This window comes from Streptomyces sp. NPDC038707, assembly GCF_040636485.1.
GTDB lineage: Bacteria > Actinomycetota > Actinomycetes > Streptomycetales > Streptomycetaceae > Streptomyces.
In genome coordinates this window covers 1-15007 of record NZ_JBEZUP010000054.1, presented here as the reverse complement: position 1 = coordinate 15007, position 15007 = coordinate 1, and the positions used below count along the sequence as shown (strand labels likewise).

Here is a 15007-nt window from a genome sequence, read left to right as displayed (position 1 = left end):
CAGGGCCTTCGGCAGCGGTTCGCTCAGTCCTCGTAGGCGTCCAGCGGCGGGCAGGAGCACACCAGGTTGCGGTCGCCGAAGGCCTGGTCGATGCGGCGCACCGGCGGCCAGTACTTGTCGGCGGCCGGGGCACCGGCCGGGAAGACGGCCTCCTCACGGCTGTAGGCGTGCGCCCACTCACCGCTCAGCGCGGCGGCCGTGTGCGGGGCGTTCCGCAGCGGGTTGTCCTCCGCGGGCCACTCGCCCGAACCGACCTTGTCGATCTCCGCGCGGATCGCGATCAGCGCGTCGCAGAAACGGTCCAGCTCGGTGAGGTCCTCCGACTCGGTCGGCTCGATCATCAGCGTGCCGGCCACCGGGAAGGACATGGTCGGCGCGTGGAAGCCGTAGTCGATCAGGCGCTTGGCGACATCGTCCACGCTCACGCCGGTCGCCTTGGTGAGCGGACGCAGGTCGATGATGCACTCGTGCGCGACCAGGCCGCCGGGGCCGGTGTAGAGCACCGGGAAGTGCGGCTCCAGGCGCTTGGCGATGTAGTTCGCCGACAGCACGGCCACCTGGGTGGCCCGCTTCAGCCCCTCGCCGCCCATGAGCCGGACGTACGCCCAGGAGATCGGCAGGATGCCCGCGCTGCCCCACGGAGCCGCCGAGATCGGACCCACGCCCGTGGCCGGGCCGGCCTCCGGCTGGAGCGGGTGGTTCGGCAGGTACGGCGCGAGGTGCGAGCGGACCGCGACCGGGCCGACGCCCGGACCGCCGCCGCCGTGCGGGATGCAGAACGTCTTGTGGAGGTTCAGGTGGGAGACGTCACCGCCGAAGTGGCCCGGCTTGGCGAGGCCGACGAGCGCGTTGAGGTTGGCACCGTCGACGTACACCTGGCCGCCGGCCTCGTGGACCCGGGCACAGATGTCGGCGACGTGCTCCTCGAACACACCGTGCGTGGACGGGTAGGTGATCATCAGCACCGCCAGCTCGTCGCGGTACTGCTCGATCTTGGCGCGCAGGTCCTCGACGTCGATCTCGCCGTCCTCGGCGGTCTTGACGACGACGACCTTCATGCCGGCCATCACGGCGCTGGCGGCGTTGGTGCCGTGCGCGGAGGACGGGATCAGGCAGACGGTGCGCTGCTCGTCGCCGTTGGCGCGGTGGTAGCCGCGGACGGCGAGCAGACCGGCCAGCTCGCCCTGGGAGCCGGCGTTCGGCTGGAGGGAGACCTTGTCGTAACCGGTGACCTCGGCGAGCCGGTCCTCCAGCTCGCGGATGAGGGTGAGGTAGCCCTGCGCCTGCTCGGCGGGCGCGAAGGGGTGCAGCTGCCCGAACTCGGGCCAGGTGACCGGCTCCATCTCCGTGGTCGCGTTGAGCTTCATGGTGCAGGAGCCCAGCGGGATCATGCCGCGGTCGAGCGCGTAGTCACGGTCGGCCAGCCTGCGCAGGTAACGCAGCATCGCGGTCTCGGAGCGGTGCTGGTGGAAAACCGGGTGGGTGAGGTACGCGTCGGTGCGCAGCAGCGCCTCGGGCAGGGCGTCCCCGGCGGTCGCGTCCAGCGCCTCGATGTCGGCCTCGGCGCCGAAGGCGGCCCAGACGGCTTCCAGCCGGGCCCGGTCGGTGGTCTCGTCGCACGCGACGGAGACGTGGTCGGCGTCGACCGGCCACAGGTTGACGCCCTTGTCCCGGGCGGCGGCGACGACCTCGGCGGCCTTGCCGGGCACCCGCGCGGTGACGGTGTCGAAGAAGGCGCCGTGGACGATCTCCACACCGGCGGCCCGCAGCCCCTCGGCGAGGAGGGTGGCGTAGCGGTGCGTGCGCCGCGCGATGGTCTTCAGGCCCTCGGGCCCGTGGTAGACGGCGTACATGCCGGCCATGACGGCGAGCAGCACCTGCGCGGTGCAGATGTTGCTGGTGGCCTTCTCGCGGCGGATGTGCTGCTCACGGGTCTGCAGCGCGAGCCGGTAGGCCTTGTGGCCGTCGGCGTCGACGGAGACACCGACCAGGCGGCCGGGCAGGCTGCGCGCGAACTTCTCGTGCACGGCCATGTAGCCGGCGTGCGGACCGCCGAAGCCCATGGGCACGCCGAAGCGCTGGGTGGTGCCGACGGCGATGTCCGCGCCCAGCTCGCCCGGCGAGACCAGCAGGGTCAGGGCGAGCAGGTCGGCGGCCACGGTCACCAGGGCGCCCAGCTCGTGCGCCTGGTCGATGACGGGCTTGATGTCCCGTACGGCACCGGAGGCGCCCGGGTACTGGATCAGTACGCCGTTGATCTCGCGCGCGGCGATGTCGGCCGGGATGCCGTCGCCGAGGTCGGCGACGACGACCTCCACGCCGGTCGGCTCGGCGCGGGTCTGGATCACGGCGATGGTCTGCGGCAGCGCGTCCGCGTCGACCAGGAACAGGCCCTTCTTGTTCTTGCCCATGCGCCGCGACAGGGCCATCGCCTCGGCGGCGGCCGTGCCCTCGTCCAGCAGGGAGGCACCGGAGGTGGGCAGCCCGGTCAGCTCGGCGACCATCGTCTGGAAGTTCAGCAGGGCCTCCAGCCGGCCCTGGGAGATCTCCGGCTGGTACGGCGTGTAGGCCGTGTACCAGGCGGGGTTCTCCATGACGTTGCGCAGGATGACGGGCGGCGTGAAGGTGCCGTAGTAGCCCAGGCCGATCATGGAGTGCAGGACCTGGTTGCGGTCGGCGAGCGAGCGCAGTTCGGCCAGCACCTCGGCCTCGGTGCGGGCGCCCGGCAGGTCCAGGGAGTCGGCGTTCTTGATCACATCCGGGACCGCGGCGGCGGTCAGCTCGTCCAGCGAGCCGTACCCGACCTGCGCGAGCATCTTCGCCCGCGCCTCCTGGTCGGGTCCGATGTGGCGCTGCTCGAAGGGGATGCCCGCTTCGAGTTCGGAGAGCGGAATGCGATGGGCGGTCATTGCGGAGGCCTCCTGGTCTGACGCGACCTGCGAGGGGCGCCCCGGCACGGGCACCCCGACGGCCTCCCCCTCTGTCATCTGCACCTGAGAGCTTCACCGGGCGCCCGCGGGCACCGGCTTTCACCGTCGGTGAGGGCGGGAGCCGTCGACACCCGCCCTGCTTTCCAGAGTGACCTCGTCCGTGCGGTACGTGAGCCTGAGAGATTCCGGGGAGGAGTTGCTCCTTCGGCGCCTCCGAGGTGGTCGGAGGACTCTCCCGCGCGGGGTCAGCAGCCGCTTGTCAGCCTACCAGCGAGGTCAATGGGGCAGCCTTCGAGTGGCCGCCTCCTCGAATGTGCTCTTTCGTAGTGCTTACGGATGAGTTGCGACCACGTGGAGGAAGAGGGACCGTGCAGACCGACATCGATCCGCGCAGCCTGATCGGCCGCAAGGCGTTCGACCGCAACGGCACCAAGATCGGCACGATCGACGAGGTGTACCTGGACGACGCGACCGGCGTGCCCGAGTGGGCGGCCGTACGCACGGGCCTGTTCTCCCGGGACGCCTTCGTGCCGCTGGAACCCAGCGAGCTGATCGACGGCACTCTGCACGTCCCCTTCGACCGCGCCCTGATCAAGGGCGCCCCCGGCTTCGGCGTGGGCCGCCATCTCTCCCCCGAGCAGGAACTCCAGCTCTACCACCACTACGGTCTCGACGCGGCCTCCTCTCCCCCCGTGCCGGACCACGAATTCGGCAGGCTGGCGGGCTCGGAGGAAACCTGACCGGGCCCTCCCTCCGGCTCACACTCTCCCTCCTGCTCCCAGGCGTGCTCCTGCCGGTCCAGGACGTCTTCCGGGCCCGGGGCACCTTCCAGTCCCCGGCTCCGGGCATCCTCCGGAGCACGGCACCGTGCCGGACCGCGGGTCCCTTCCCGAAGGCGGTCCGCCCCCGGCCCGGGAGCCGCTCCTCGAGCAAGGGTCTCCTCGGGGATGCGGGCCGCGTCCCGGGCGTCGGCCGCCTCCGCCACAGGCCCCCCACCCCGGGCACGGGCCTCTTCCGCGACCTGGGCCCCCTCCGGAACGGCCGGCTCCTCCAGGGCACGGGACTCCTCCGACACGGAGGGCCCCTCCAGCCCCTGGGCCCCCTCCGGAACGGCCGGCTCCTCCAGGGCATGGGACTCCTCCAGGGCACGGGACTCCTCCGGCACGGAGGGCCCCTCCAGCCCCTGGGCCCCCTCCGGAACGGCCGGCTCCTCCAGGGCGTGGGACTCCTCCCCGACCGGCGACCCCTCCAGGGCACGGGACTCCTCCGGCACGGAGGGCCCCTCCAGCCCCTGGGCCCCCTCCGGAACGGCCGGCTCCTCCAAGGCGTGGGACTCCTCCCCGACCGGCGACCCCTCCAGGGCACGGGACTCCTCCGGCACGGAGGGCCCCTCCAGCCCCTGGGCCCCCTCCGGAACCGCCGGTCCCGCCAAGGCGTGGGACTCCTCCCGGACCGGCGACCCTTCCAGCCCGTGGGCCCCCTCCGGAACGTGGGCCCGCTCCGGAACGTGGGCCCGCTCCGGGACGGGGAACTCCTCCGGCGCGGAGGGCCCCTCCAGGGCGGGGGACTCCTCCGGGGCCCGGGGCGGCGCCCCCTGCCGGCCATCGTCCGGCGGGCCGGGACGGGTGGGCAGGTGGGGAGGGTCCGCGACCAGCGGCAACGGATCGGCGGGCGACAGCGCGGGATCGTCGACGAAGAACGTCCGCACCCGCCCCGGCTCCGACTGCGGCGTCTCGAACCGCACCGTCACCCTCCCCACCCCGCTTCCCTGCACCCAGCCCGCCCCGTACTCGGCATGCCGCACATCCTGGCCGGCCCGCCAGTGCCGCTCCACGGCTTCCGGCCGCTCCGCCTCGGGCTCGGCCCCGGCCGCTGCCTCCGCCGGCTCCTCCGCCACCCCCACCGGCACGGCCTGCGCGAACAGGTCCTCCTGGGTGTAGTCGGCGAGCCCGGACACCCCGACCCCGAGCAGCCGTACCCCGCCGGTCGTGTCCACGGAGTCCAGCAGGCGCGCCGCCGCCTCCCGGATGACCACGGGGTCGTCGGTGGGCCCCCGGAGCGTCTCGGAACGGGTCAGGGTGGAGAAGTCGTACCGCCGTACCTTGAGCACGATGGTCCGGCCGGACAGTCCGGCCCCGCGCAGTCGCCGCACGCACCGGTCGGCCAGCCGCTGCACCTCCAGGCCGACCCGCAGCCGGTCGTGGATGTCCACGTCGTAGGTGTCCTCCACCGACACCGACTTGGCCTCCCGCTCGGCCACCACCGGCCGCTCGTCCCGGGCGTGCGCCATCGCGTACAGGGCCTGCCCGTGCGCCTTGCCGAGCAACCGGACCAGCTCGTCCTCGCCCGCCTCCGCCAGCTCCTGCACCGTGGTGATCCCGGCCCGGCGCAGATGGTCCCCGGTGGCCGGCCCGACCCCCGGCAGCGTCCGCACCGGCATGGGCGCCAGCAGGTCGCGCTCGGTACCCGGCTGGATCAGCACCAGCCCGTCCGGCTTGGCCTGCTCGGAGGCGATCTTCGCGAGCATCTTGGAGGCGGCGAGCCCCACCGAACCGGTGAGTCCGGTGACCGCGCGGATGTCCGCCCGCAGCTTCTGTCCGGCCCGGCGCGCCGACTCCTCGTCCCAGGCCGCTCCCCCGGCCTCGAGGTCCACGAACGCCTCGTCCAGGCTCAGCGGCTCCACCAGCGGCGACAGCTCCCGCAGCAGCGCCATCACCTGCTCGCTGATCGTCCGGTACAGCGTGAAGCGCGGCACCAGATAGGCGGCGTTGGGTGCCAGCCGGCGCGCCTGGGCCATGGGCATCGCCGAGTGGACCCCGAACACCCGCGCCTCGTACGACGCGGTGGCCACCACACCGCGCGGTCCGAGCCCGCCCACGACGACCGCCTTCCCGCGCAGGCTCGGCTTGGACGCCTGCTCCACCGAGGCGAAGAAGGCATCCATGTCGAGATGCAGGATCGTGGGCGCGTTTCTCACATCTCCGATGCTGCACCACGGCACTGACAATGCGGTGGTGCCGGTGCCCCGGCCGGTCAGACCGCCCGGTTGCGCCGCCGCGCCAGCTCGTCCGCGGGGTTGTGCCCGACCAGGGTCTCCCCGGTGTCGATGCGCTCGCCGTGCAGCTGGGAGAGGGCGCTTTCCACGTCCCGCCACACCACGCCGACGGCGATCCCGAAGATGCCCTGACCGCCCTGGAGCAGGGCGTGGACCTCGTCCGGCGAGGAGCACTCGTACACGGTGGCGCCGTCGCTCATCAGGGTCATCCGCTCCAGGTCACGGAAACCGCGTTCTCTGAGGTGCTGCACGGCCGTGCGGATGTTCTGCAGCGACACACCGGTGTCCAGAAAGCGCTTCACGATCTTCAGGACGACGACGTCCCGGAAGCTGTACAGCCGCTGGGTGCCCGACCCGTAGGCCGGCCGCACGCTGGGCTCGACGAGACCGGTGCGGGCCCAGTAGTCCAGCTGCCGGTACGTGATGCCGGCGGCAGCGCAGGCCGTGGGCCCGCGGTAACCGATCTGCTCCGACGTCATGGACGCCACCCCTCCGCCGTTCGGCACCGCCGTCGGCAGCTGCGGAGCGTGCTCCACCGCGCCGCCGGGATGGGCATATCCCCCGCTTGGGCGCAGCCGCGAACTCGGGGGCGGGTACGGACCGCTTTCCCCGAAACCGTGTCCCGGGGCACCCCCGACCGTACCGTCGCCGCTGGTTCTCACGCCGACCTCCGTCCTTGACCTGCCTTCTCGACGGTAGGCAGTCACCAGGGGTGCGTCAACGATCGCCACACTCGGCACGCCGAGTGATAATCACCCTAGGAGTGGTTTCCCGTGTCCCACCGCGGGGAAAGGCTAGCCGAATGCCCTCGCCGCGAACCGGAGAACGCTCCCCCTGCCGGAGGCAATTGCCAGGACGCCGACCGCGCGGAACCGCCGACGGCGCCGGGCGAAACCCTGCTCCGGGCCCGGTCCGGCGGGCCGGCCGGGCCGGTCACTGGCTGCTGGTGCCGAAGTCCTCGGGGGAGATCTGGTCGAGGAACTCCCGGAACTTCTCCACCTCGTCCTCCTGCTCGTCGGGAATGGCGATGCCCGCGTCGTCCAGCACCGTGTCACTGCCGTAGATCGGCGTGCCGGTGCGCAGAGCCAGCGCTATGGCATCGGAGGGGCGGGCGCTGACCTCGACCCCACTGGCGAACACCAGCTCCGCGTAGAAGACGCCTTCTCGCAGATCGGTGATGCGCACCTCGGTCAGCTCCTGGCCGACGGCCTCCAGCACGTCCTTGAACAGGTCGTGGGTCAGCGGTCGTGCGGGGGCCATGCCCTGCTGGGCGAAGGCGATCGCCGTCGCCTCCCCCGGCCCGATCCAGATGGGGAGATAACGGTCGCCCCCCACTTCGCGCAGGAGCACGATCGGTTGGTTGGAGGGCATTTCGACCCGGACACCTACGACATCGAGCTCGTTCACACAGCAACCCTAGGCCGTGCCCGGGACGTTTGGGTAGTCGGGCCGGGAACAGGTGCCCGATCCGGACGCCCGGGGGCCCTCTCTTTCACGGGATCCGCACCCCGAGGGCGGTCTTCACCAGGGCCGCGTGCAGCTTCATCGTGAGGTCCGCCAGCTCCTTCGTGCGGGCCTCGGCGTGCGCCCTGGTCTGCGGGTTGCGGTGGCGCTTGAGCGGGGCCACGATCTGGTCGACCAGGCCCGCCTCACGGTCCGCGGCGGCCTTCATCACCCGCAGGTGGCGCGGCTCGATCCCGAACCGGCCCAGCTCGGCGATCAGCGAGGCGACGGTGACGGCCTCGGCGTCGTACGCCCCGTCCTCCAGGGGAGCGATGAGCCCGTAGGACTCCCACTCCTTCAGCTCGCCCTCGTCGATGTCCGCCGCGGCCAGCAGCTCGGCCCTGCCCACCCTGGCCACCGTGGGCTCCTCCACGGACACCGGCCCGTCCGGCGCGCTGCGCTGGCGCCCGACCACGGGCGGCGGGACGGCCTCGCCCCGCTCCATGGCGTCCAGGTGCTCCCGGATCACCTTGAGCGGCAGATAGTGGTCCCGCTGCATCCGCAGGATGTGGCCGAGGCGCTCGACGTCCCCGGCGCTGAACTTGCGGTACCCCGACGGGGTCCGCCGCGGCTCGACGAGCCCCTCCGACTCCAGGAAGCGGATCTTGGAGATGGTGACTTCGGGGAACTCGTCGCGCAGCACGTTCAGCACCGTGCCGATGCTCATCAGCCCACTGTCCCTGGCGGCGGTACCGCTTCCGGCACCGCCGCTCGGTGTTTGAAGCATGGACCTTCCCTCTGGGTTCCCCCGGACACCGTCCGGGGGCGGGTCAGTAGCCCTGCCGGCTCGCGTAGAACACCAGCCGGTACTTGCCGATCTGCACCTCGTCACCGTTCGACAGGGCGACCTGGTCGATGCGCTCGCGGTTGACGTACGTGCCGTTCAGGCTGCCCACGTCGGCCACCGTGAAGGAGCCGTCGGGGGAGCGCCGGAACTCCACGTGCCGCCGGGAGACCGTCACGTCGTCCAGGAAGATGTCGCTCTGCGGGTGCCGGCCGGCCGTGGTCAGGTCGCCGTCCAGCAGGAAGCGGCTGCCCGAGTTCGGCCCCCGGCGCACGACCAGCAGCGCCGAGCCAGGCGGCAGCGCGTCCACCGCGGCCTGCGCCTCCGGGGAGAGCATCGGCAGCGGCGTCTGGCCGGTCGCCTCGGAGTCGTAGGCCTCCAGTCCGGAGATCGAGATCGTGGACGTCGTCTCGGAGGCCCGCTCGGGGGTCAGCCCGGGACGCAGCGGCGCACCGCAGTGGGAACAGAACCGGGCGTTCTCCGGATTGCGGTTACCGCACCTCGTACACACCAGGACCGACATCGACGGATCCTCCTGCCGCGGCTGCCCCGCCGGGGCGTTGGACGCGTACGGGCCGGAGGCGAACCCTCCACCCGTACCTGAGGTTGACGGTTGCCCGAAACCTATGCCGCCGGACTGGGCAGGGTCAACAGACGCCGCGCCCTGACCTCCCGGAATGTCACCGCCCGGACCAGCGACCTGGTCCCGGAACAGCGGGCGCTGGCCCTCCGCGTCAGGCTGTGCGCGATGACGAGCGGTCGCGTTGTCGCGGCCCTCTCGCGCGCTCTTGCCGAACAACTTCGCAAACAACTTCACGGGCGATTCCCCTTGACCGAAACAGACCCGCCCGTGGGGCAGGACGAACCCTGATTGCCTACACCGGCCGAGCCGGACATTCTCACAACGTCCGTATCCACCAAACAGTTTCCACCACGCACCACCCCTTCGGTGCGCCGACCCCCCGCAACCTCTTGCCCCTGGCCGACAGCCCCCATGCGCCGCCGGTTCACTGGGAGGACGACCGAGCGTAGTCAGGCCGCTCCGCCCGCCGCAAGGCGTCCACGACGATCTTGTCCGATCGCTCCACGGTGACTGTGGCCTGCTCTTTCTTCAGAGTCTGCACCACGCCTCCAGGGATGTTCAGCGCCGGCTCGAGGTCCTGCGGCTTGCCGATGACCCTGAAACGATACGGTGCGTTGATCTTGTTCCCGTCGACGCTGACACTCCGGTCGGAGTCGGCGAACCACGTACCGGCGACCACCCGGACCCCGTTGACCTGGATCGCCTCCGCGCCGGCGGCGCGCAACTCCTGGATCGCGTCGAGCAGCATGTCCGCCTTGACCGTCCCCTTCGTGTCCTCGATCGTCATGGTGATGCCGGGGCCCTGGGCCGCCACGGTGCCCGCCAGGATGCCGAGTTGCCTCGCCTTCTCGGCGGTCTGCCTGCGTGCCTCCGCGGCCTGGTCGGAGCTGCTCTGCAGTTCCTGACGCTGCTTTTCGAGTCCCTGCTTCTCGTCCTCAAGACGCTGAGTACGCGAATCCAGTTCATCCAGGATGCGTACAAGATCTTCCTGGCGTGCGCCGCGCAGCGCGCTGTCGGTGTCGCTGTTGGACGCCACCTGCACGGCCAGGCCGAAACCGAGGCCGAACAGCAGTACGGCAACGATGAGTTGCGCCCGGGTGAAACGCGGCGGCCACAGGCCCTTGACGAGCCGCTGCCGCCCGGTCAGCGGCTGCCGGGGCCGCTGACCGGCCGGCTGCCCGGGCGGGGGCACGGGCACCGGCACCTCGGCCGGCAGCTCCCTGCGCAGGTAGTGGGCGGGCTGCTCGCCCCGGTCGTCGCGGACGCCTCGCTCCTCGCGGACGATTCGTTCCTCGCGGTCGTTCTGCTCGCTCATGGATGTCACGCCCGGAACACGTGCCGTCGGATCGCCGCGGCGTTGGAGAAGATGCGGATGCCCAGGACGACCACGACACCCGTGGACAGCTGCGCGCCCACGCCCAACTTGTCGCCCAGGAAGACGATGAGCGCGGCGACGACCACGTTCGACAGGAACGACACCACGAAGACCTTGTCGTCGAAAATGCCGTCCAGCATGGCTCGCAGACCGCCGAAGACGGCGTCCAGCGCGGCGACGACGGCGATCGGCAGATACGGCTCGACGACCGCCGGAACCTCGGGCCGGACCAACAGGCCGGCCACGACTCCCACGACGAGGCCCAGTACGGCGATCACGATGTGCCCTTCCCGGTTTTCTCGGACTTCGGCTGTGCTGTTCGTACGATCACACTGGGGGCGGCGGGCAACCGGACATCGTCCTCGGCCGAGATGGTGGCGCGGATGCCGTAGTTCTCCTCCAGGGCGTGCAGATACAGGCCGTCGGCGCTGTCCTGGAACCTGGTGCTCAACCTCTGCCCGTCCCCCACCGCCAGCACCGTGTACGGCGGCACCAGCGGTCTGTTGTCGACCAGTATCGCGTCACCCGCGGCCCTGATCGCGGACAGGGCGGTCAGCCGCTGCCCGTTGATGGAGACCGCCTCGGCCCCGGACGCCCACAGGCCGTTGACCACACGCTGCATGTCCCGGTCCCGGACCCGGCCGGTGTCGGAGAAGCCCGACGTCTCGCGGGGGTTGGTGCCGTCGCCGCCCCCGCTCGCCTCCTTGGCGTCGTTCACGACGAGCTTGACGCCGGGGCCGTGCACCGCGGTGGCGCCCGACAACAGGCCCACCAGGTCCGCCTCCGCGCTGCCGCCGCTCGACCTCAGGGCCGCGCGCCGGCGCGCTTCGACGTCGTCGCGCAGGGTGTCGACGGTGCTCTCCAGCCGGTCCGCGTCCGCGGTCTCGCTGTCGACGCGGTCGATCAGTTCCTGGCGCTCCTTGGCCACCACGGGCGCCGTCACCCGCGCCTGGGCCGCTCCCACGGTCACCACCAGTGCCGCGAGGACCAGGCCGGCGGCCAGGACCAGCTTGGCCCGCAGGGTCTTCGGCAGCCCGCCCTCACCCGCGGACGTCCGCCGGGCGGCGGCCTCGGCGTATCCGTCGTCGAGGCTGTGGTCCATGACGTTGGTGATCAACGACATGGAGGCGTCCGGGCGCTGCGGCCGCGCGGGGCTGCTCCGAACGGGGGGTTGCTGCGGCATGCCGCACATCGTCGCATGTCGCGGCCAGTACCTCCGAACGGCCCCACCGGCGTGCCGGACTGGCCCTCTTGGGGGACACTTGTCCGGCACGCGCGCGTGCGGCGGCTTTCGCCGCCGCACGCCGTTCGCGTTGCCCGGGGACGCCGTGCCGGCGGCCCCGGGCCTGGGCACGGTTACCGGCCGGCGCTGTCCACGATGGCCGACCACTCGTCCAGCAGGGCCTGAGCGGAGGCGTCGTCGGGGCCCTCCGCCCACAGATGGGTGACCGCCTCGGCCGGGTCTGGCAGCACCATCACCCAGCGCCCGTCGGTCTCCACCACCCGCACGCCGTCGGTCGTGTCGACGAAGCGGTCTCCCGCGGCCTCGACCACGCGCCGCATCACCAGCCCCTTGACGGCCCACGGCGTCGCCAGGTCCCGCTTGTGGACGTGCGCACGCGGGATACGGGCGTCGATCTGGCTCAGCGTGAGCTGGGTGCGCGCCACCAGCCCGATGAGCCGGACGAAGGCCGCCGTGCCGTCGTACACACCGCTGAACTCGGGGACGATGAATCCGCCCTTGCCGTCACCACCGAAGATGGTGCCCTCCTCGCGGCCGACGCGCGTGAGGTCGTCCGGCGACGTGGTGGTCCACTCGACCTGCGTGCCGTGGTAGGCGGCCACCTGCTCGGCGATCCGGGTGGTGGTGACCGGCAGTGCCACCCGCCCGCTGCGCCGCTCGGCGGCCACCAGGTCGAGCATCACCAGCAGCGCCCGGTCGTCCTCGATGATCCGGCCCTTCTCGTCCACGAGCGACAGCCGCTCGCCGACGGGGTCGAACCGCACACCGAACGCGGCACCCGAGGACGCCACTATCTCGCCGAGCCGCACCAGCCCCTTGCGTCGCATGTCGGCCGTCTCGGTGGGCCGGGACTCGTCCAGACCGGGGTTGATGGTCAGCGAGTCCACGCCGAGCTTGCCGAGCAGGCTGGGCAGCACGAGGCCGGCGCTGCCGTTGGAGGCGTCCACGACGACCTTGAGGCCCGACTCGGCTATCCCGGTCGTGTCGACGTTGCGCAGCAGCGATCCGGTGTACGAGTCGAAGACGCTCGCCGGGAAGTGCAGGTCGCCGATCTCGCCCGGGAACGCCCGCCGGTACTCCTGGCGCGCGAACACCCGGTCGAGCTTGCGCTGACCTCCCTGCGAGAGATCCCCGCCCTGGCCGTCGAAGAACATGATGTCCACGGAGTCCGGGACACCGGGCGAGGTCCGGATCATGATGCCGCCGGCGCTGCCCCGCGCGGTCTGCTGCCGGGCCACGGGCAGCGGTACGTTCTCCAGGTCGCGTACGTCGATGGCGCTGGCCTGGAGCGCCGAGATCACCGCACGCTTGAGCGCCCGGGCACCGCGGGAGTGGTCGCGGGCCGTGGTGACCGTGGCGCCCTTCTTCAGGGTCGTCGCGTAGGCGCCGGCGAGTCGTACCGCCAGTTCCGGTGTGATCTCCACGTTCAGGATGCCGGAGACGCCACGGGCGCCGAACAGATGCGCCTGACCGCGTGACTCCCAGATCACCGAAGTGTTGACGAAGGCGCCCGCCTCGATGGTCTTGAAGGGGTACACCCGGACGTTGCCCTGGACGATCGACTCCTCGCCGATCAGGCACTCGTCACCGATGACCGCCCCGTCCTCGATTCTGGCGGCGCGCATGATGTCGGTGTTCTTGCCGACGACACAGCCGCGCAGGTTGCTGTGCTGCCCGACGTAGACGTTGTCGTGCACGACGGCCTTGTGCAGGAAGGCCCCGCTCTTGACGACGACGTTGGAGCCGACGACGGTGTGCTCGCGGATCTCCGCGCCGGCCTCGACCTTCGCGTAGTCGCCGATGTACAGCGGTCCGCGCAGTACGGCGTCCGGGTGCACCTCGGCACCCTCGGCCACCCACACGCCGGGCGAGATCTCGAAGCCGTCGATGTCGACGTCGACCTTGCCTTCGAGGACGTCCGCCTGGGCCTTGACGTAGCTCTCGTGGGTGCCGACGTCTTCCCAGTAGCCCTCGGCGACATAGCCGTAGATCGGCTTGCCTTCCTTCATCAGCTGCGGGAAGACATCCCCGGACCAGTCGACGGGCACGTCGGGCTCGACGTAGTTGAAGACTTCGGGCTCCATGACGTAGATGCCCGTGTTGACGGTGTCGGAGAAGACCTGTCCCCAGGTCGGCTTCTCCAGGAAGCGTTCGACCTTGCCTTCCTCGTCGACGATGGTGATGCCGAACTCCAGCGGATTGGGCACGCGGGTCAGGCAGACCGTGACGAGCGCGCCCTTCTCCTTGTGGAAGTTGATCAGCTCGGTGAGGTCGAAGTCGGTCAGGGCATCGCCGGAGATGACAAGGAAGGCATCGTCCTTCAACGCCTCCTCGGCGTTCTTGACGCTTCCGGCGGTACCGAGTGGCTTCTCCTCGTTGGCATAGGTGAGCTCCATGCCGAGCTCTTCGCCGTCGCCGAAATAGTTCTTGACGAGCGAGGCCAGGAACTGCACGGTGACGACGGTCTCGGTGAGCCCGTGCCTTTTGAGCAGCCGTAGCACATGCTCCATGATCGGGCGATTCGCCACGGGCAGGAGCGGCTTGGGCATGCTAGAGGTCATGGGGCGCAGGCGTGTGCCTTCGCCCCCGGCCATCACGACGGCCTTCATGTCGGAAGCGTCCTCCTCCAAGAGACGACGGTCTAGCCGACTTCACCCGTCCAGATTGTCCCGCACTTTTACACCGCGGGCCATCGAGGCGTTGTGTCCGGACAATCGCCGAGCTCAATCGGCCATGGTGTCCGCTCGAACCAATCGGCGGACCTGTACCACGTAGAGCACTCCTGCCCACCAATAGAGGGTTGTACCCCATCCGGCGAAAGCCCATCCGAAAATAGCGGCGAGTGACGAGATCCAACCACTTCCGTCACTGAGGAGCAGGAGCGGGAAGGCGTACATCAAGTTGAACGTGGCGGCCTTCCCGAGGAAGTTCACCTGGGGCGGCGGATACCCGTGCCGGCGAAGGATGCCCACCATGACCAGCAGAACCAGTTCACGCGCCAGCAACAAGGCGGTCAGCCAGAGCGGCAGGATCTCCCGCCAGGTGAGCCCCAGGAGCGTGGAAAGCACGTAGAGGCGGTCGGCGGCGGGGTCGAGGAGCCGGCCGAGGCTGCTGATCTGATTCCAGCGCCGGGCGAGTTTGCCGTCGAGGTAGTCGCTGACCCCGCTGAACGCCAGCACGAGGAGGGCCCAGCCATCGCTCTTGGGGCCGCCGAACTCCGGCCTGAGGATCAGCCACAGGAACAGGGGTACGCCGACGAGCCGCGCCATGCTGAGGATGTTGGGGATGGTGAGGACCCGGTCTGTCTGGACACGGGTCTCCTGGACCTCCACCCGGGGGCCTCCTGTGCGAAACGAGCCAATGATGCTCACTGACTTTACCTCAACGCAAAAAAGCTCCGGCTCCCGGGCAGTACCCAGGAGCCGGAGCTACAAAAGGAGTTCGGCGGCGTCCTACTCTCCCACAGGGTCCCCCCTGCAGTACCATCGGCGCTGTGAGGCTTAGCTTCCGGGTTCGGAATGTAACCGGGCGTTT

The 15007-nt window shown here is 70.7% G+C and carries 11 protein-coding genes, 1 rRNA gene, 1 pseudogene and 1 riboswitch; of the genes and pseudogenes, 1 reads left to right on the top strand and 12 read right to left on the bottom strand.

Features of this window, described 5'->3' with window-relative positions:
- Positions 1-23: 23 nt before the first annotated feature.
- Positions 24-2909: an aminomethyl-transferring glycine dehydrogenase gene (gene gcvP, locus AB0E62_RS37950; RefSeq protein WP_362204995.1), complete on the bottom strand. Its 2886-nt coding sequence runs from the start codon at positions 2907-2909 to the stop codon at positions 24-26.
- 174 nt (positions 2910-3083) lie between these two features.
- A riboswitch (glycine riboswitch) is annotated at positions 3084-3178 on the bottom strand.
- Positions 3179-3298: 120 nt separating this feature from the next.
- Between gcvP and AB0E62_RS37945 the strand changes: the two genes are divergently transcribed.
- Positions 3299-3670 (top strand): PRC-barrel domain-containing protein, encoded by a 372-nt coding sequence (locus AB0E62_RS37945; protein WP_362204992.1) that lies wholly within the window; start codon positions 3299-3301, stop codon positions 3668-3670.
- Positions 3671-4489: 819 nt separating this feature from the next.
- On the opposite strand, the pseudogene AB0E62_RS37940 reads toward AB0E62_RS37945, so the two are convergent.
- From AB0E62_RS37940 to rrf, 11 genes and pseudogenes are all read right to left on the bottom strand, one after another.
- Positions 4490-5907: pseudogene (locus tag AB0E62_RS37940) on the bottom strand (DNA polymerase IV); the annotation flags it as partial.
- 56 nt (positions 5908-5963) lie between these two features.
- Positions 5964-6647 carry a MerR family transcriptional regulator gene (locus AB0E62_RS37935; RefSeq protein ID WP_362204989.1) on the bottom strand — a complete coding sequence of 228 codons (684 nt, stop codon included), beginning with the start codon at positions 6645-6647 and terminating at the stop codon, positions 5964-5966.
- 271 nt (positions 6648-6918) lie between these two features.
- The gene (locus AB0E62_RS37930) at positions 6919-7392 is read right to left on the bottom strand and encodes a bifunctional nuclease family protein (protein WP_026253112.1); all 474 of its coding nucleotides are present in this window, start codon (positions 7390-7392) and stop codon (positions 6919-6921) included.
- A gap of 85 nt (positions 7393-7477) precedes the next feature.
- A complete protein-coding gene (locus AB0E62_RS37925) occupies positions 7478-8215 on the bottom strand; it encodes a MerR family transcriptional regulator (RefSeq protein WP_362204986.1) in 738 nt (245 codons plus the stop codon).
- Positions 8216-8258: 43 nt separating this feature from the next.
- Entirely contained in the window at positions 8259-9089 is an 831-nt protein-coding gene (locus AB0E62_RS37920) for an FHA domain-containing protein (protein ID WP_362204983.1), read from the bottom strand.
- Positions 9090-9279: 190 nt separating this feature from the next.
- Positions 9280-10170 (bottom strand): DUF881 domain-containing protein, encoded by an 891-nt coding sequence (locus AB0E62_RS37915; RefSeq protein ID WP_362204980.1) that lies wholly within the window; start codon positions 10168-10170, stop codon positions 9280-9282.
- Between the two features lie 5 nt (positions 10171-10175).
- A complete protein-coding gene (locus tag AB0E62_RS37910) occupies positions 10176-10508 on the bottom strand; it encodes a small basic family protein (RefSeq protein WP_003988855.1) in 333 nt (110 codons plus the stop codon).
- Positions 10505-11353 (bottom strand): DUF881 domain-containing protein, encoded by an 849-nt coding sequence (locus AB0E62_RS37905; RefSeq protein WP_362205035.1) that lies wholly within the window; start codon positions 11351-11353, stop codon positions 10505-10507. Before AB0E62_RS37905 ends, AB0E62_RS37910 begins: the two co-directional genes overlap by 4 nt.
- A gap of 233 nt (positions 11354-11586) precedes the next feature.
- On the bottom strand, positions 11587-14082 hold the full coding sequence (locus AB0E62_RS37900) for a mannose-1-phosphate guanyltransferase (RefSeq protein ID WP_362204977.1): 2496 nt from the start codon (positions 14080-14082) through the stop codon (positions 11587-11589).
- A gap of 114 nt (positions 14083-14196) precedes the next feature.
- Positions 14197-14805 (bottom strand): CDP-alcohol phosphatidyltransferase family protein, encoded by a 609-nt coding sequence (locus AB0E62_RS37895; protein WP_344351237.1) that lies wholly within the window; start codon positions 14803-14805, stop codon positions 14197-14199.
- A gap of 107 nt (positions 14806-14912) precedes the next feature.
- Positions 14913-15007: ribosomal RNA gene (gene rrf / locus AB0E62_RS37890) — 5S ribosomal RNA — on the bottom strand; the annotation flags it as partial.